The sequence below is a fragment of the Rhizobium sp. WSM4643 genome (assembly GCF_025152745.1).
GTDB classification, from domain to species: Bacteria; Pseudomonadota; Alphaproteobacteria; order Rhizobiales; family Rhizobiaceae; genus Rhizobium; species Rhizobium leguminosarum_I.
Window position 1 is genome coordinate 3,186,987 of the sequence record NZ_CP104040.1, and the last position, 16,445, is coordinate 3,203,431.

Genomic DNA, 16,445 nt, shown 5'->3' on the forward strand with positions numbered 1-16,445 from the left:
AAAAAGGCGGGGTGGTGCCCCGCCTTTTTCTCGTTATGGATTGAACCGCGCTAGTGGCTGTCCTTGCCGACCGCATTTCCGCGACACCCCTTGAGGAAGTCGAGGTCGGCGCCGGTATCGGCCCCTTCGACATGCTGCTGATGCAGGAAGGCATAGCCGGATGTAGGCAGATCATGGTTCGGCTGCCATTCGGCGAGCCGCCGTGCCAGTTCCTCCTCGGAAACGTCGAGATGCAGACGACGGTTCGGCACATCCAGCTCGATCATGTCGCCGTTTTTCACGACCGCGAGCGGCCCGCCGACCGCCGCTTCCGGCGATGTGTGCAGCACGACCGTGCCGTAGGCCGTTCCCGACATGCGGGCGTCGGAAATGCGCACCATATCGAGGATGCCCTTCTTCAGCACCTTCGGCGGCAGCCCCATATTGCCGACCTCGGCCATCCCGGGATAGCCCTTCGGCCCACAGTTCTTCATGACCATGATGCAGGTTTCGTCGATATCGAGGTTATCGTCGTTGATCTTGGCCTTGTAGTCGTCGATGTCCTCGAACACGACAGCCCTGCCCCGGTGCACCAGCAGATGCGGCGAAGCCGCCGAAGGCTTCAACACCGCGCCCTTCGGCGCGAGATTGCCGCGCAGCACGACGATACCGCCCGAAGCTGTCAACGCCTTTTCGGCCGGCAGGATAACGTCTTCGTTCCAGTTGACGACGTCCTTCACCTCGTCCCACACGGTTTCGCCGGATACCGTCAGCGCATCCTTGTGCAGAAGGCCCGCCTCGCCGAGGCGCTTCAGCACCACCGGCAGGCCGCCGGCATAGAAGAACTCCTCCATAAGATACTTGCCCGACGGCATCAGGTTGACGATGGTGGGCACGTCACGGCCACAGCGGTCCCAGTCGTCAAGCGAAAGATCGATGCCGACACGGCCGGCGATGGCGAGCAGATGGATGACTGCGTTCGTCGATCCGCCGATGGCCGCGTTGGTGCGGATGGCATTCTCGAAGGCATGCTTCGTCATGATCTCGGAGGGCTTCAGGTCATCCTTGACCATTTGCACGATACGCCGGCCGGTCAGCTGCGCCATGACCTTGCGGCGGGAATCGACGCCCGGGATCGCGGCGTTGCCGGAAAGCGCCATGCCGAGCGCCTCGGCCATGGAAGCCATGGTGGAGGCGGTACCCATGGTGTTGCAGGTGCCCGACGAGCGGCTCATCGAGGCCTCGGCCTCGAGGAATTCGGCCTGCGTCATCTCGCCGGCCTTCACCATTTCGGAAAACTTCCACAGATGCGTGCCCGAGCCGACGCGCTCACCACGGAAATAGCCGTTCAGCATCGGTCCGCCAGTGACGACGATCGACGGCAGGTCGCAGGAAGCGGCCCCCATGATAAGTGACGGCGTGGTCTTGTCGCAGCCGACCAACAATACGCAGCCATCCATCGGCTGGCCGCGGATCGCCTCTTCTACCGCGAGCGCCGCAAGATTGCGATACATCATCGCCGTCGGGCGGAAAGTGTTTTCGGATGCCGAGAACACCGGCACCTCAAGCGGGAAGCCGCCGGCCTCCCATACGCCCGCCTTCACCTTCTCGGCGAGTTCTCTGAGATGACCGTTGCACGGGGTCATATCCGACCAGGTGTTGAGGATGCCGATCACCGGCCGGCCGTCGAACAGGTCGTGCGGATAACCCTGGTTCTTAAGCCAGCCGCGGTGATAGATCACGTCGCGGCTCGTACCGCCGTACCATTCCTGCGACCTCAGCCTGCGCGGCCATTCCGCTTTCTTTTTCATGCTCTCTATCCTTCAGGATGTCACCGGACCGCCTCGCACGGTCTGGGTCATCGCATTTGTCTCAAGCCAGCGTGTAGGCGGTCTTGACGGTTGTGTAGAATTCGGCGGCGTACTTGCCCTGCTCGCGCGGGCCGTAGGACGAACCCTTGCGGCCGCCGAACGGCACGTGGAAATCGACGCCTGCCGTCGGCAGGTTGACCATCACCATGCCGGCCTCGGAATTGCGCTTGAAGTGCGTCGCATGTTTCAGGCTGGTCGTGGCGATGCCGGCGGAGAGCCCGAACGGCGTGTCGTTGGCGATGGCAAGCGCCTCGTCGTAATCCTTCGCCCGGATCACCGAGACCACAGGCCCGAAGATCTCCTCGCGCGAAATCCGCATCTGGTTGGTCGCCTCGGTAAACAGCGTCGGCTGCAGGTAGAAGCCGGGCGTGTCGCGCGAGATAACCTCGCCGCCGAAAGCGAGTTTGGCGCCTTCCGACTTGCCGATATCGATATAGTCGGTATCGGTCTTCAACTGCCGCTCATCGACGACAGGGCCGATATGAGTGCCGGCCTTCAGGGCGTTGTCGACGACCAGCGTCTTCAGCTTGTCGGTGAGTGCTGCGACGAACGTGTCGTGAATGCCTTCGGTGACGATCAGCCGCGAGGAGGCGGTGCAGCGTTGGCCGGTCGAGAAGAAGCCGGAATTGGCGGCCGCCTCGACGGCGACGTTGAGATCGGCATCGTCGAGCACGACCATCGGGTTCTTGCCGCCCATTTCCAGCTGGAACTTGCGGTTATGCTCGATGGAGGCGGCGGCGACACGTCTGCCGGTGCCGGTGGAACCGGTGAAGGTGATGCCGTGAACGTCGGGGCTTTCGAGCATGGCCTGACCGACCACCGAGCCCTTGCCCATGACGAGGTTCAGCACGCCCTTCGGCAGGCCGGCGCGGTTGAGGATATCGACGATCGCCCAGGAACAGGCGGGCACCAGTTCGGCCGGCTTGAAGACGACGGTGTTGCCGTAGCAGAGCGCCGGCGCGATTTTCCAGGCGGGAATGGCGATCGGGAAATTCCACGGTGTGATGATGCCGATGACGCCGAGCGCCTCGCGGGTGATCTCGACGCCGATATTCGGACGAACCGACGGAAGGACCTCACCGGCCAGCCGCAGTGCCTCGCCGGCAAAGAATTCGAAGATCTGCGAAGCGCGGATCACCTCGCCCGTCGCCTCCGGCAGCGTCTTGCCTTCTTCGCGGGCAAGCAACGCACCGAGCTCGTCTTTGCGCGCCATGATCTCGTCGCCAGCCTTCTTCAGGATGACGTGGCGCTCCCAGATGCCGGAGCGCGACCAGGCCGGGAAGGCGGCCTTGGCGGCGGCAATGGCGTTTCTCGTGTCATCAGCGCTGCCGTCGGCATAGAGGCCGACGATCTCGTTCGTATCCGACGGGTTGATGTTCTTCGTCGCGTTCGAGCCGACCCATTCGCCGGCGATCAGGTTTTGATAAATGGTCATGGGCTCAACAAGCCTCCTCTACCGTTTACGAGCATGATCCGACCGCCGAATGCGGCCGGGTCTTCAAATCAGAGCTGCCTGACGGCGATCTCTTCCTCGGCGGCCACCTCAAGCGGATTGCGGAGCGCCAAGCCGAATTCGGCGACTTCGATCTCGAACACATCGCCCTCTTCGGTCTTGACGCCGTCGGCAAAGGAAAGGGTCGCCGTACCAAACATATGGACGTGAACATCACCCGGAACACGGAAGAGGCCATATTTAAAATGGTGGTATTCCAGATTGGCGAAGGTGTGCGACATGTTCGCCTCACCGGACAGGAACGGCTTTTCGAAAATCACCTTGTCACCGCGCTTGATGCGCGAGGTGCCGCGAATATCCTCAGGCGCTGCGCCGACGCGGATTTCCGGGCCAAAGCTTGCCGGGCGCAGCTTCGAATGGGCGAGATAGAGATAGTTGATCCGCTCGGTAACGTGGTCGGAAAATTCGTTCGACAGTGCAAAGCCGACGCGGAACGGCGAGCCGTCCTTGGCGATCACGTAGATGCCGGCCATCTCAGGCTCTTCGCCGCCGTCGAGCGCGAAGGAAGGCGAAACCAGCGGCGCGCCGGGGGCTGCGGCTCCGTAGCCGTTACCCTTGTAGAACCATTCGGGCTGGACGCCCTTTTCGCCGGCCTTCGGCTTGCCGTTCTCAAGGCCCATCTTGAACATCTTCATCGAGTCCGTCAGGGTTTCCTCGGCGGCTTCCGCGGTCTTCTTGTGCATGGAATCGCGCGTTGCCGCCGATCCCAAATGCGTCAGGCCGGTGCCGGTCAGATGCAGATGGGCGGCGTCGGGATGGGTGATCGGCGGCAAGAAGCGGCCTTCCGCATAGGCCTTTTCAAGATCGACGGCGTCGCCATAGCCATGCGCTTCGATGACGGAGGCAAGAGACTTGCCGCCGTCTGCGGCCTCCATCGCCAGCGCATAGACGCTGACGGCGTTCTTGACCGACTTGGCAGCGCCGCCCGGCTCGCGAACGGCAACGACGATCTCTCCGTTTGCACCCTTGATCTGTGAAATAAGCACGTCTTCGATCCTTCTCGTTTCGGCGAAGACAGGAAAAAGCTCCGCCTGCCCGGCTCCATCAGGAGCCGGAATCCATCATTCATAGGACTGCGAATGCCTGGCTGGCGCTTAGGAAGCGCTCAGCCCTTGTTCTTATTGTAGACGTCGAAGAATACGGCGGCGAGGAGCACCGCGCCTTTGACCATCTGCTGCGAATCGGTGCCGAGACCGTGGATCGACATGCCGTTGTTCATGATGCCCATGATCAGAGCGCCGATAACAGCGCCGGTCACCTTGCCGACGCCGCCCTGGGCGGATGCGCCGCCGATGAAGCAGGCCGCGATCACGTCGAGTTCAAGACCGAAGCCGCCCTTGGCCGTTGCCGAGTTGAGACGCAGGGCAACGATCAGTCCGGCCAGTCCGGCAAGCAGGCCCATGTTTGCAAACGTCAGGAAGGTCAGCCGCTCGGTGTTGATACCGGAAAGCTTCGTCGCCTTCTCATTGCCGCCCATGGCGTAGATGCGGCGGCCGATCGTCGTGCGGCGGGTAATGAAGGCATAGGCAGCCACCAGAACAAGCATGACCATCAGCACATTCGGGAAGCCGCGATAGATCGACAGCTGGTAACCGAGCACCAGAATGGCGAAGGTGACGAGGGCGTTCTGGACGAGGAAAAAGCCCAGCGGCTCGACGTCATTGCCATGCTTTTCATTCGATAGGCGTTTGCGCCATGCCAGGTAGAAGAGGGTTACGGCGCCGACAACGGTCAGAATGATCGAGGTCGAGTTGATGCCGCCCATATCGAAAGCGTTCGGCAGGAAGCCGATGCTGATCAACTGGAAAGCCGGCGGGAAAGGACCGATGCTGGTGCCGGTCCCCGATGCCGTCATCACGAACAGCGTCAGGCCGCGGAAGACCAGCATGCCGGCCAGTGTGACGATGAAGGACGGGATCTTGTGATAAGCGACGAAATAGCCCTGGACGCCGCCGACAAGCGCGCCCATGGCAAGGCAGATAATACCCGCCAGGACATAATTGGTGTGCCATTGCACCGTCATCACGCCGGCGATGGCGCCGATGAAGCCGACCACCGAGCCGACGGAAAGATCGATATGGCCAGCGACGATCACCAGCAGCATGCCGAGCGCCATGATGACGATGAACGAGTTCTGCAGAATGATGTTTGTCAGGTTGAGCGGCCTGAAGAGAACGCCACCGGTCGAGAACTGGAAGAACACCATGATCGCGATGAGGGCGATAAACATGCCGTATTCGCGGATGTTGCCGCGAACGTAGTCTCCGACCGAGACGACACGCCCCTGCTCAGCGATGGGTTGATTGATCGGCGTCATTGTTTCTTCTCCCCTGAGCGCATGATAGCGCGCATGATGGTTTCCTGGCTTGCTTCTCCCTTCGGCAGTTCTGCGACGATGCGTCCTTCGTTCATCACGTAGATGCGGTCACACGTTCCGAGCAGCTCGGGCATTTCCGACGAGATCATCAGAACGCCCTTTCCATCGGCGGCAAGCTGGTTGATGATAGTATAAATTTCATATTTTGCGCCAACATCGATGCCGCGCGTCGGCTCGTCGAGGATCAAAATATCCGGATCGGAGAACAGCCACTTCGACAGCACCACCTTCTGCTGGTTGCCGCCGGAAAGATTGACCGCCTCCTGGAAGATGCTGGAGGAACGGATGCGCAACTTCGACCGATAGTCGGTCGCAACCCTGGATTCCTTGACGCTGTCGATAACGGACGCATTCGACACCGCCTTCAAATTGACGAGCGTCGTGTTGTGCAGGATCGTATCATTGAGAACGAGGCCAAGCTGCTTGCGGTCTTCGGTAACGTAGGCGAGACCCGCGTCGATCGCCCTGCGCACGGTGCTGACGTCGACCGGCTTGCCGTGCATCAGCGCCTCGCCCGAAACCTTGTGGCCATAGGCCTTGCCGAACAGGCTCATGGCGAATTCGGTGCGCCCCGCCCCCATCAGACCAGCGATACCAACGACTTCGCCCTTGCGGACTGTGATGTTGATATTGTGCAGGACCTGACGGTCGCGGTGCTGCTGGTGATAGGCGTTCCAGTTCTTGACTTCGAGAATGGTTTCGCCGATCGGCACCGAACGCGGAGGGTAGCGGTCCTCGAGATCGCGACCGACCATGTTGCGAATGATGATGTCTTCGCTGATCTCGTCCGCGTGACAGTCGAGCGTCTTGACCGTCATGCCGTCGCGCAGGACCGTGATCTGGTCGGCCACCTTGCGGATCTCGTTCAGCTTATGGGAAATGATGATCGAAGTGATGCCCTGCTTGCGGAACTCCATGAGCAGAGTGAGCAGCGCGTCGGAATCGCGTTCATTGAGCGAAGCGGTCGGCTCGTCCAGGATGAGCAGCTTGACGCTCTTCGACAGCGCCTTGGCGATCTCGACGAGCTGCTGCTTGCCGACGCCGATGTCGGTCACCAGCGTGTTCGGAGATTCGGACAGGCCTACTTTCTTCAGCAGTTGCTTGGTGCGGTTGAATGTCTCGTCCCAGCTGATGACGCCGCTCTTGGCATTCTCGTTGCCGAGGAAGATGTTTTCGCCGATCGACAGCAACGGCACGAGCGCCAGTTCCTGGTGAATGATGACGATGCCGATTTCTTCTGAGTCCTTCAGGACCTTGAAGTTGCGCGTCTCGCCTTCGTAGACGATGTCGCCTTCATAGCTTCCTGTGGGATAGACGCCTGATAGCACTTTCATCAGGGTCGATTTGCCGGCCCCGTTTTCGCCCACCAATGCGTGGATTTCACCCTGGCGAACCTTGAGGTTCACATTCTCCAGCGCCTTGACGCCCGGGAACGTCTTGGTGATGCTCCGCATTTCGAGGATGGTATTGTCCATAGTCAAAGTTCCAGCGCCGACAGCCGTCAAGCGGCTGGGCGATCATAAAATCGAAGACCGGAACCCGCAAGCGCGGGTTCCGGTCCTTCTCATTACTTCAGCTTGTCTTCAGAGTAGTAACCGCTGTCGACGAGGATCTGCTTGTAGTTGGTCTTGTCGACGGCAACCGGCTTCAGCAGATAGGACGGGACGACCTTGACGCCGTTGTCGTAGGTCTTCGTGTCGTTGACCTCAGGCTCCTTGCCGGACATGACGGCGTCGACCATGGCAACAGTGACCTTGGCGAGTTCGCGGGTGTCCTTGAAGATCGTCGAGTGCTGTTCGCCAGCGATGATCGACTTGACCGACGGGATTTCAGCGTCCTGACCGGTGACGATCGGGAGCGGCTGAGCCGCAGTACCGTAACCAACGCCCTTCAGCGAGGAGATGATACCGATGGACAGACCGTCGTAAGGAGACAGAACGGCATCGACCTTGGCGTCGGTGTAGTTGGCCGAGAGCAGGTTGTCCATGCGGGCCTGGGCCGTTGCCGGATCCCAACGCAGCGTGCCGACCTTGTCCATGCCGGTCTGGCCGGACTTCACGACGAGCTTGCCGCTGTCGATGTAGGGCTGCAGGACGGACATTGCGCCATCATAGAAGAAGAAGGCGTTGTTGTCGTCCGGCGAGCCGCCGAACAGTTCGATGTTGAACGGGCCCTTGCCATCCTTGAGGCCGAGGCCGTCAACGATGGAGCCGGCCTGCAGAACGCCGACCTGGAAGTTGTCGAAAGTGGCGTAGTAGTCGACGTTGCCCGAATCGCGGATCAGGCGGTCGTAAGCGATGACCTTGATGCCGGCGTCATGTGCCTTCTGGAGAACGTCGGAAAGCGTCGTGCCGTCGATCGAAGCAATGACGAGAACCTTGGCACCCTTGGTGACCATGTTTTCGATCTGCGAAAGCTGGTTCGGAATGTCGTCGTCGCCATACTGCAGGTCAGTGCCGTAACCGGCAGCCTGCAGTTGCTTGACGATGTTGTTGCCGTCATCGATCCAGCGGGCAGAAGCCTTGGTCGGCATCGCAATACCGACGGTGCCCTTATCCGCGGCCAGAGCCGGTGCAACGAACGAAGCGACGCCGAAGGCAGCCGCAGCCATCAATGAGATAATGGATTTCATTTCTCTCTCCCTTGTTAATAAGCAGCGGACGAAAAATCGCCCGCCCCGAAACTGTGGCAGGTTCCGTATTGGATAGTTACTTCAGATGGTGAGAAACGAAGTAGGTCTCCTCCACGATCTCACACGTGTTGAGTGCCAACCAGCACACGGCGGCAAACTGGTATGGATTCCTATAACTGTCAAATAGAATAAGTGCTAACGTGCATAACAATTTTGGTATATCGTTAAAAAGTATTACTTTTGATGGAGCGCAGCGAGGAGGCTGCAACCATGACGGCTATTTCTGAGCCATTTTTGATGGATCACGTCGATATCCACAGCGATAATTTCGGCGATGACGGCCTTTTGCGTGCAGGACTTAAGCTGAATCACCTGCGCATGATCATCGCAATCGAAGATAGTGGACAGATTTCCGCAGCTGCGGAAGTCCTGAACATTTCGCAGCCTGCCGCGTCGCGCATGTTGTCCGAAATGGAATCGATCACCAAGACGTCGCTCTATGAGCGCGTGGCCCGCGGCGTCGTGCTGACGACCTTCGGCGCAGCGCTTGCCCGAAGGGCTCGGAAGATCCTTCTGGAGCTGCGCGAGGCGAGCCGCGAGATCGGGGAATTGAAAAGCGGCAAGGGCGGGTCGGTCTTCATCGGCGCAGTGACCGCACCGGCCATGAGCCTCGTCGTGCCGGCAATCAACAAGGTGCGCAAAGCCTATCCCGGCATTGAGATCAACATCCAGGTGGAGACGAGCAACGTGCTTGCCCGCGAACTGCTCGCCGCCCGCCACGACTTCATCATCGGTCGCATTCCCGATGATCTCAACCCGCGCCTGTTCGAGGTGACGGAGATCGGTATCGAGCGCGCCTGCCTGATCGTGCGCAGCCGCCATCCGCTCATGAAGCAGAAGACGAGCAGCCTCTCCGACGTCAGGGACTACGACTGGGTGTTCCAGCCGCCGGGCACGCTGCTGCGCCGCACGATCGAGGACGTTTTCCTGTCGCGTGGCGTGGCGCTGCCCGAAAACATCGTCAACACCTCCTCGCTGCTTCTGACCTGTGCCATCATCTGCGAAACCGATGCGATCGCTCCCGTTGCCGTCGACGTCGCCCAGTTCCTTGCCAGCCAGGGCTCGAATGCCTCTGATGTGCGCATGCTGCCGATCGATTTCGACATCAACGTCAAACCCTACAGCATGATCACGGCCAGGGAACGGGCGCTGCCACCGAGTGCGCGGCTGCTCTACGACATCATCCTCGAGGAGAGCCACAAGCAGGCCGGCTGACGACAGCCGCAAGCCCTGCGCCATCTTGCTCTCTTTTAATGCGCCTGGAGCAATTCCAGCAAAACTGTGCAGCGGTTTTAACGTCCGGAATTGCGCGAACAAAAAGATAGAGCATTTCCGTGATTCGAAGAAAAAACGGAGATGCTCTCAAGGAAGGCGGGATGCTGTTCGGACAGTCGGTATTTCAATCAGTCCTCGAGCGGCTGATGGCGGAGGATGAGACGACCGAAGACGCCGAAGCCCCGGCGGCCCATCGTGTCTCCGGTCTCGGCACCGGGCTTGCCTTCGATGTGATGGCGGGCGTCTCAGTCGCCTCGCAATGCGTCGGCCAAGCCTATTTCGACAATCTGGATTTCGATGCCGCTGGGGTCGTGGAGAAACCAGCGCCTGCGCCTCCACCCGAACCCGTCATGCCGGATCATCTCGTCCGCACGACTCCGCAGGAGGTTGCCGAAGAACTGGCGATCTCCGCCGCCGATACGCTGCTGACACTCCGCGAGAAGCGCCGCGCCTTCGCGCGCGCCAATCATCCCGATGGCGTAGAATTGCCCTTCCGTGACAACGCGACGAAGCGCATGATGCTGGCCAATCTGCTGATCGACGAAGCGCTGCGGCGGTTGAGCCGCTGACTATTCCGTCTGCCCCTCCTTCGAAAGTTTTTCAGCGGCCGCCGCGGGTTCGCCTTCGTCCTCGGCGTCAGGCTGCACGGGCCGCTCGATGGCAGGAGGCTGCGGATTGAAGGTCCAGAACAGCATATAGAAGGAATAGGCGCCTGCCCCCCCGGCCAGCACCGCCCAGAACGGATCGCCGGTGACAAGTTCGACCACGGCCCAGCCGAAGCAGACGGCAACGATGGCAATCCGCACCCAGAGGCGCCGATATGCCGGATGATTCGGATCGATGAGTTTCATTCCTGCCCCGCGGTCGCATTTGTCGCACGGCCGTCGGCCCGTGCCGCGATTGTCTCTAGAGCATGATGCCGAAAAGTGTAAGCGGTTTTCGGATGACGTCATGCTCTAACTATATAATGCAGGACAGGATTCAGATTTTAGGCCGACCGGCCTAAAATCATTCTGTTCTAGGGCCTTTCCTGGTCAGATTAAAGTATTCTCTTGGCTGAAGGGCCGGGCATCTTTCCGCCAGGATCAGAGGCGACCGGCTCCGCACTGACCAAAATCTGCTCCGGCAGAACACTTCAGTCCGACTGGGACAGGCTCTGGTTCGAATCTTGCAAATGTGAAAGATCCGCGGGCTTGACGTGGTTCACAGAAGATGGAATGAAAATTCCAGAATTTTGACAATTCGGTTTATTTGTTCCGAATTCAAGGGAGGTTAAAATGACAGTGAGATTTGGTCTTCTCGGCGCCGGCCGCATTGGCAAGGTCCATGCAAAAGCCGTCAGCGGCGACGCCAATGCGACGCTCGTCGCGGTCGCAGACGCCTTTCCGCAGACTGCCGAAGCAATCGCCTCCGCCTATGGCTGCGAGGTCCGCGCCATCGACGCGATCGAGGCAGCCAAGGATATAGACGCCGTCGTCATCTGCACGCCGACGGATACACATGCCGACCTGATCGAGCGTTTCGCCCGCGCCGGGAAGGCGATCTTCTGCGAAAAGCCGATCGATCTCGACGTTGCCCGCGTCAAGGCCTGCATCAAGGTAGTGGAAGAGACCGGCGCCAAGCTGATGGTCGGCTTCAACCGCCGTTTCGACCCACATTTCATGGCGGTGCGCAAAGTCATCGACGAAGGCAAGATCGGCGATGTCGAGATGGTGACGATCACCTCGCGCGACCCCGGCGCCCCGCCGGTCGACTATATCAAGCGCTCCGGCGGTATCTTCCGCGACATGACGATCCACGATTTCGACATGGCTCGCTTCCTGCTCGGCGAAGAACCGGTGTCGGTTTTCGCGACCGCTGCAGTTCTCGTCGACAAGGCGATCGGCGAAGCCGGTGACTATGACAGCGTCTCGGTGATCCTGCAGACGAAATCCGGCAAGCAGGCCGTCATATCCAACTCCCGCCGCGCCACCTATGGCTACGACCAGCGCATCGAAGCACATGGCTCCAAGGGCCTGGTCTCGGCCGAAAACCAGCGCCCGGTCTCCATCGAAGTCGCAAACGGCGACGGCTATACCCGCCCGCCGCTGCACGATTTCTTCATGACCCGCTATACCGAAGCCTATGCCAACGAGATCGCCAGCTTCATCGCCGCGATCGAGAAGGGCTCCAAGATCTCTCCATCAGGCGCCGATGGTCTCGCAGCGCTGGCACTCGCCGATGCCGCGGTTCAGTCCGTCAAGGAAGGCAAGCTCATCAAGATCGGCTGACGGCCCTCTCCCGGCCGGACGCCATGCATGAGATGGCCGGGCGCACGCCCGGCCATTTCGCGTTTTGCAGATATTCAAAGGGCGACGTGCGTGTGGCGCGCCCCTCTGCCCTACCGGGCATCTTCCCCACAGGCGGGAGATTGGCTGGACGCATCGGCTTCCCCAACAATCAGCATCCAGCACGGCGAAACAATAGATGGGCACGAAGTTCAAGCCACTTGTGATCTCCCCACCTGTGGGGGAGATGGCCGGCAGGCCAGAGGGGGTGCCACACGGCACGCCCCTCAAAGTCGCATACTACCAGATACTACCGACGAGCCCGTTGCTGCTGCAATCACCGCACGTCGGTTGAAAGAGACCCTCAACCCGATTCCTGAATAATCGCGGATACCTGGATTCCCTGAACGCCCGAAACAACGATATCCTCGTCGATCACCGACAGCGCCCGGTTCAAATGTCCTTCGAAGACGAGGATCTGCTCGTCGGCCACTACCCTGATCTCGGGCATGCCTTCCATGCGCACGATATGCGACTGCCCCAGCCCCTCTTCTATCCCTTGCCGAAGCAGGTCGTAATAACGCGTGCCCGGCCCGGTGATGGCGATCGGCATGCGCTCCGTTAGGCTCAGCATGCGCGACAGGCCGTTGCCGAGCGCCAGCCCCGCCTGGCGAAAGGCGAAGGCGGAGACGCGGTGGCCCTGGCGCGCCTTTGCGGCGATCTTGTCGAGTTCCGCCACCGGCACGAACTTTGCCGGAATCGTATCGAGCGGCACCTCGAAGGCGCTGCGTAGGATCGCGTAGAAACCGGCATAGGCCTCGATGCAACCGCGCGTGCCGCAGCGGCAGAGCCCACCATTGGCCATGTGCAGCATGTGCCCGAAATTGGGCGCCGATATCTCCTGGCCTGTCTGGTTCCCGCGCCTGACGATGCCGAGACCGACGCTGTGGCCAAGCGAAAGGGCTGCGAGCGAGCGGAAATCAGCGCCCTTTACCATCTCCTCACGCGCGCCGAGCGCGGCTGCGACCAGCAGCGTCTCGTTGTCAAGGATCACCTTGGCCTGCCATTCCGGCCGGAGTGCCGATTCGAAATCGATCTGGTCGCTGCCGAAGATCGGCGACCAGACGAGAACCGGCTCGGTGGAATTGACCAGCCCCTTGCTGCTGATCGAGATCAGCAGCACCTTTTCTTGGCTGATCTTCGAACGATCGAGAATGCGCAAAAGCCCGGCCCGCACTGCCGCGACGAAGCGCACGGCACCCGCCGGATCATGCGAACGTTCCTCGCTGAAGCGATCGATCAGTTTGCCGGCATAATCGACCAGCGAATATTGCACCGCATCCGAGGAGATGATGACGACGATGAGATAGCCGCAATCGCGCCGCTGGCGCAGCAGCACGCGCGGCCGGCCGCGGCCGCTTGCCGGCTGCTGTTCCGATTTTTCGATGATCTGGGCTTTTTCCAGCTCAGTGGTGATCGCCGAGATGGTGGCCGATGACAGCCCCGTGGAATCGGATATTTCGGTATGAGCGAGCGCACCGTGGCGACGCAGCACGGACAGCACGAGCACGCTGTTTCTCTGCCGGACCAGCTCCGTGCTCGACTTGGTCAGCATGAATGCCGCCCTCTCCTCCTGCTTGCTCTTCCCTTGGTTTCCACTGCATCTCCAGCCGATGTTTCGCAAGGAAATTAAGCTGGCAGTGCAGTGTTGACAGTTGAAAAAATCTCTGACACTAAATTTCTCGACTGTCGAGAAAAAAATCTGAACCTTTCTCAACAGCTATTCGCGGTGGCCGGAGGAAGCATGGGCTGGGCCGGTCGCAATCCACTCGGGAGGACATTATGAAGTCTATTTTGAAATTGATGGCAGGTGCTGCCATCCTCGTTTCCGTGCATACCGCTGCCATGGCTGCCGACCTCGTCGTCGGTGTTTCCTGGTCGAATTTCCAGGAAGAACGCTGGAAGACGGACGAAGCCGCCATCAAGAAGGCTCTCGAAGCCAAGGGCGCCAAGTATATTTCCGCTGACGCGCAGTCTTCTGCCGCAAAGCAGCTTACCGACGTCGAATCGCTGATCTCGCAGGGCGCCAACGCGCTGATCATTCTCGCCCAGGACTCCGACGCCATCGGCCCAGCGATCGAAAAGGCCGCCGCTGAAGGCATCCCCGTCGTCGGCTACGACCGCCTGATCGAAAACCCGGCTGCTTTCTATATCACCTTCGACAACAAGGAAGTCGGCCGCCTGCAGGCTGAGGGCGTTTTCAAGGCCAAGCCGGAAGGCAATTACGTCTTCATCAAGGGTTCGTCTTCCGATCCGAACGCCGACTTCCTGTTCTCGGGCCAACAGGAAGTCCTGAAGGCCGCCATGGACGCCGGCAAGATCAAGAATGTCGGCGAGGCCTATACCGACGGCTGGCTGCCGGAGAACGCTCAGCGCAACATGGAGCAGTTCCTGACCGCCAACAACAACAAGGTTGACGCCGTCGTCGCCTCGAATGACGGCACCGCCGGTGGCGCGATCGCTGCTCTCGACGCACAGGGCCTCGCCGGCTCCGTTCCGGTTTCCGGCCAGGACGGTGACAAGGCAGCCCTCAACCGCATCGCTCTCGGCACGCAGACGGTTTCCGTCTGGAAGGACAGCCGCGAACTCGGCAAGCGCGCCGCTGAAGTCGCTCTCGACCTCGCCGGCGGCAAGGACATGGGCAAGATCGACGGCGCCCAGGCTTTCAAGGGCGGCCCCAAGGGCGTCGAAATGCAATCTGTCTTCCTGAAACCGCTTGCTATCACTAAGGAAAACCTGAACGTCGTCATCGACGCCGGCTGGATCTCCAAGGCGGAAGCGTGCCAGGGCGTCAAGGCCGACAGCGTCGCTGCCTGCAAGTAAGCTCAGGCTTGTAAACTGGAATTCTTAAGCGCCGCAACGGAACACCGTTGCGGCGCCGGATGCGGATGAGAATTCCAACGACGAAGTTTTCTCCGCCTCGCCGCTCCATCGCGGGTTTTCATTCCCTGCCGGAAGGGTGTCGCGACGCCACGCCACGGTTTCCGGAAGCATCACGATGGTGAGTTGAAGAACAGACGCATGACGCCGATGGCAGCCTCTAGTACTCCGGCGCGTCCGTCCAAACAAAATGGGGGAACGGCAAACCCATGGCCGAAATGGTAAAATCCACAACATCAAGCGGACCGCGAGCGGCGGAAGCCAGTCCGGTGACCCGCTTCTTCCGCGCCACCGAGATCGACACGCGTCTGCTCGGCATGATCGGCGCGCTCATCATCATCTGGATCGGTTTCCACATCATCACCGGCGGCCTGTTCCTGACCCCGCGCAATCTCTGGAACCTCTCGGTCCAGACGACCGACATCGCGGTGATGACGACGGGCATGGTGCTGATCATCGTCACCCGCAATATCGACCTGTCGGTCGGTTCCGTGCTCGGCCTCTGCGGCATGATCATGGGCGTGACGCAGGCAAAGATCCTGCCGGAATATATCGGCTTCGACAGCCCCTTCACCTGGGTGATCACGCTGCTCGTCGGCCTGATCGCCGGCGGCCTGATCGGCACCTTCCAGGGCATGATCATTGCCTTCCTGAATGTTCCCTCCTTCATCGTGACACTCGGCGGCCTGCTCGTCTGGCGCGGCGCGACCTGGCTCGTCACCAGCGGCCAGACGGTTGCCCCGATGGACCAGACCTTCCGCATCATGGGCGGCGGCGCGGAAGGCTCGATCGGCGCCACCTGGAGCTGGATCGTCGGTATCGCCGCCTGCCTCTTCGTCATTGCCAGCATCATCGGCTCGCGCCATCAGCGCCGCCGCTTCGGTTTTCCGCGCCGGCCGATCTGGGCGGAATATTTCCTCGCCATTCTGAGCTGCGTGTTGATCCTCGGCGCTGTCTCAATCGCCAACAGCTATTACTGGCCGATCAACATCGCCAAGCGCTATGCGGAAGCCAACAATGTCCCCTGGCCCGAAACCGGCCTGGATATCCCCTACGGCATCGCCGTACCGGTGCTGATCGCCATCGTCGTCGGCATCGTCATGACCTTCATCGCGACAAGGCTGCGCTTCGGCCGCTATGTCTTCGCGATCGGCGGCAACCCCGAAGCGGCAGAGCTCGCCGGCATCAAGACCCGCTGGGTCACCGTGCGCATCTTCGCGCTGATGGGCATTCTCGCGGCCATTGCAGCGGCGATTTCCACCGCCCGCCTCAATGCCGCTACGAACTCGCAGGGTACGCTCGACGAGCTCTACACCATCGCCGCCGCCGTCATTGGCGGAACGTCGCTGGCAGGCGGCACCGGCACGATCGCCGGCGCCATGCTCGGCGCGCTCGTCATGCAGTCGCTGCAATCGGGCATGGTGCTGGCGCATGTCGACACGCCGCTGCAGAGCGTCGTCGTCGGTACCGTCCTTGTCGTGGCGGTCTGGCTCGACACCGTCTACCGCGCCCGTGCCAAGTGAGAGGAGCC

The 16,445-nt window shown here is 60.6% G+C and carries 13 protein-coding genes; 5 read left to right on the forward strand and 8 right to left on the reverse strand.

Features of this window, described 5'->3' with window-relative positions; genetic code table 11:
- Nucleotides 1-50: 50 nt before the first annotated feature.
- From araD to chvE, 6 genes are all read right to left on the reverse strand, one after another.
- On the reverse strand, nt 51-1,790 hold the full coding sequence (gene araD, locus N1937_RS16015) for an L-arabinonate dehydratase (protein ID WP_162116441.1): 1,740 nt from the start codon (nt 1,788-1,790) through the stop codon (nt 51-53).
- A gap of 61 nt (nt 1,791-1,851) precedes the next feature.
- Nucleotides 1,852-3,285, reverse strand: a complete 1,434-nt coding sequence (locus N1937_RS16020; protein WP_162116440.1) for an aldehyde dehydrogenase family protein — start codon at nt 3,283-3,285, stop codon at nt 1,852-1,854.
- Between the two features lie 68 nt (nt 3,286-3,353).
- Nucleotides 3,354-4,349 (reverse strand): AraD1 family protein, encoded by a 996-nt coding sequence (gene araD1 / locus N1937_RS16025; RefSeq protein ID WP_162116439.1) that lies wholly within the window; start codon nt 4,347-4,349, stop codon nt 3,354-3,356.
- Nucleotides 4,350-4,468: 119 nt separating this feature from the next.
- On the reverse strand, nt 4,469-5,680 hold the full coding sequence (gene mmsB, locus N1937_RS16030; RefSeq protein ID WP_017965465.1) for a multiple monosaccharide ABC transporter permease: 1,212 nt from the start codon (nt 5,678-5,680) through the stop codon (nt 4,469-4,471).
- Nucleotides 5,677-7,215, reverse strand: a complete 1,539-nt coding sequence (gene mmsA, locus N1937_RS16035) for a multiple monosaccharide ABC transporter ATP-binding protein (protein WP_017965466.1) — start codon at nt 7,213-7,215, stop codon at nt 5,677-5,679. Before mmsA ends, mmsB begins: the two co-directional genes overlap by 4 nt.
- Nucleotides 7,216-7,307: 92 nt before the next feature.
- Nucleotides 7,308-8,372 (reverse strand): multiple monosaccharide ABC transporter substrate-binding protein, encoded by a 1,065-nt coding sequence (gene chvE, locus N1937_RS16040; protein WP_003561803.1) that lies wholly within the window; start codon nt 8,370-8,372, stop codon nt 7,308-7,310.
- A gap of 270 nt (nt 8,373-8,642) precedes the next feature.
- On the opposite strand from chvE, the gene N1937_RS16045 reads away from it, so the two are divergent.
- Complete coding sequence (locus N1937_RS16045) at nt 8,643-9,647, forward strand: LysR family transcriptional regulator (RefSeq protein ID WP_170260603.1); 1,005 nt, start codon at nt 8,643-8,645, stop codon at nt 9,645-9,647.
- Between the two features lie 161 nt (nt 9,648-9,808).
- A complete protein-coding gene (locus tag N1937_RS16050) occupies nt 9,809-10,276 on the forward strand; it encodes a hypothetical protein (RefSeq protein ID WP_017965468.1) in 468 nt (155 codons plus the stop codon).
- Here N1937_RS16050 and N1937_RS16055 read toward each other — a convergent pair whose 3' ends face one another.
- Entirely contained in the window at nt 10,277-10,558 is a 282-nt protein-coding gene (locus N1937_RS16055; protein WP_260056533.1) for a hypothetical protein, read from the reverse strand.
- 426 nt (nt 10,559-10,984) lie between these two features.
- On the opposite strand from N1937_RS16055, the gene iolG reads away from it, so the two are divergent.
- Nucleotides 10,985-11,977, forward strand: a complete 993-nt coding sequence (iolG, locus tag N1937_RS16065; RefSeq protein WP_260056534.1) for an inositol 2-dehydrogenase — start codon at nt 10,985-10,987, stop codon at nt 11,975-11,977.
- Nucleotides 11,978-12,338: 361 nt separating this feature from the next.
- Here the strand turns inward: iolG and N1937_RS16070 are convergent, their stop codons facing one another.
- Nucleotides 12,339-13,589 carry an ROK family transcriptional regulator gene (locus N1937_RS16070; RefSeq protein ID WP_260056535.1) on the reverse strand — a complete coding sequence of 417 codons (1,251 nt, stop codon included), beginning with the start codon at nt 13,587-13,589 and terminating at the stop codon, nt 12,339-12,341.
- 227 nt (nt 13,590-13,816) lie between these two features.
- Here N1937_RS16070 and xylF point away from each other — a divergent pair, with 227 nt between their 5' ends.
- Nucleotides 13,817-14,857 (forward strand): D-xylose ABC transporter substrate-binding protein, encoded by a 1,041-nt coding sequence (gene xylF / locus N1937_RS16075; RefSeq protein ID WP_260056536.1) that lies wholly within the window; start codon nt 13,817-13,819, stop codon nt 14,855-14,857.
- A gap of 266 nt (nt 14,858-15,123) precedes the next feature.
- On the forward strand, nt 15,124-16,437 hold the full coding sequence (locus N1937_RS16080) for a sugar ABC transporter permease (RefSeq protein ID WP_222295101.1): 1,314 nt from the start codon (nt 15,124-15,126) through the stop codon (nt 16,435-16,437).
- Nucleotides 16,438-16,445 lie beyond the last annotated feature (8 nt).

Bases quoted from the DNA above. Each gene is read 5' to 3' on its own strand.
- araD (WP_162116441.1), bottom strand. From the start codon at position 1,790: ATGAAAAAGAAAGCGGAATGGCCGCGCAGGCTGAGGTCGCAGGAATGG.
- N1937_RS16020 (WP_162116440.1), bottom strand. From the start codon at position 3,285: ATGACCATTTATCAAAACCTGATCGCCGGCGAATGGGTCGGCTCGAAC.
- mmsB (WP_017965465.1), bottom strand. From the start codon at position 5,680: ATGACGCCGATCAATCAACCCATCGCTGAGCAGGGGCGTGTCGTCTCG.
- mmsA (WP_017965466.1), bottom strand. From the start codon at position 7,215: ATGGACAATACCATCCTCGAAATGCGGAGCATCACCAAGACGTTCCCG.
- chvE (WP_003561803.1), bottom strand. From the start codon at position 8,372: ATGAAATCCATTATCTCATTGATGGCTGCGGCTGCCTTCGGCGTCGCT.
- N1937_RS16045 (WP_170260603.1), top strand. From the start codon at position 8,643: ATGACGGCTATTTCTGAGCCATTTTTGATGGATCACGTCGATATCCAC.
- N1937_RS16050 (WP_017965468.1), top strand. From the start codon at position 9,809: ATGCTGTTCGGACAGTCGGTATTTCAATCAGTCCTCGAGCGGCTGATG.
- N1937_RS16055 (WP_260056533.1), bottom strand. From the start codon at position 10,558: ATGAAACTCATCGATCCGAATCATCCGGCATATCGGCGCCTCTGGGTG.
- iolG (WP_260056534.1), top strand. From the start codon at position 10,985: ATGACAGTGAGATTTGGTCTTCTCGGCGCCGGCCGCATTGGCAAGGTC.
- N1937_RS16070 (WP_260056535.1), bottom strand. From the start codon at position 13,589: ATGCTGACCAAGTCGAGCACGGAGCTGGTCCGGCAGAGAAACAGCGTG.
- xylF (WP_260056536.1), top strand. From the start codon at position 13,817: ATGAAGTCTATTTTGAAATTGATGGCAGGTGCTGCCATCCTCGTTTCC.
- N1937_RS16080 (WP_222295101.1), top strand. From the start codon at position 15,124: ATGGCCGAAATGGTAAAATCCACAACATCAAGCGGACCGCGAGCGGCG.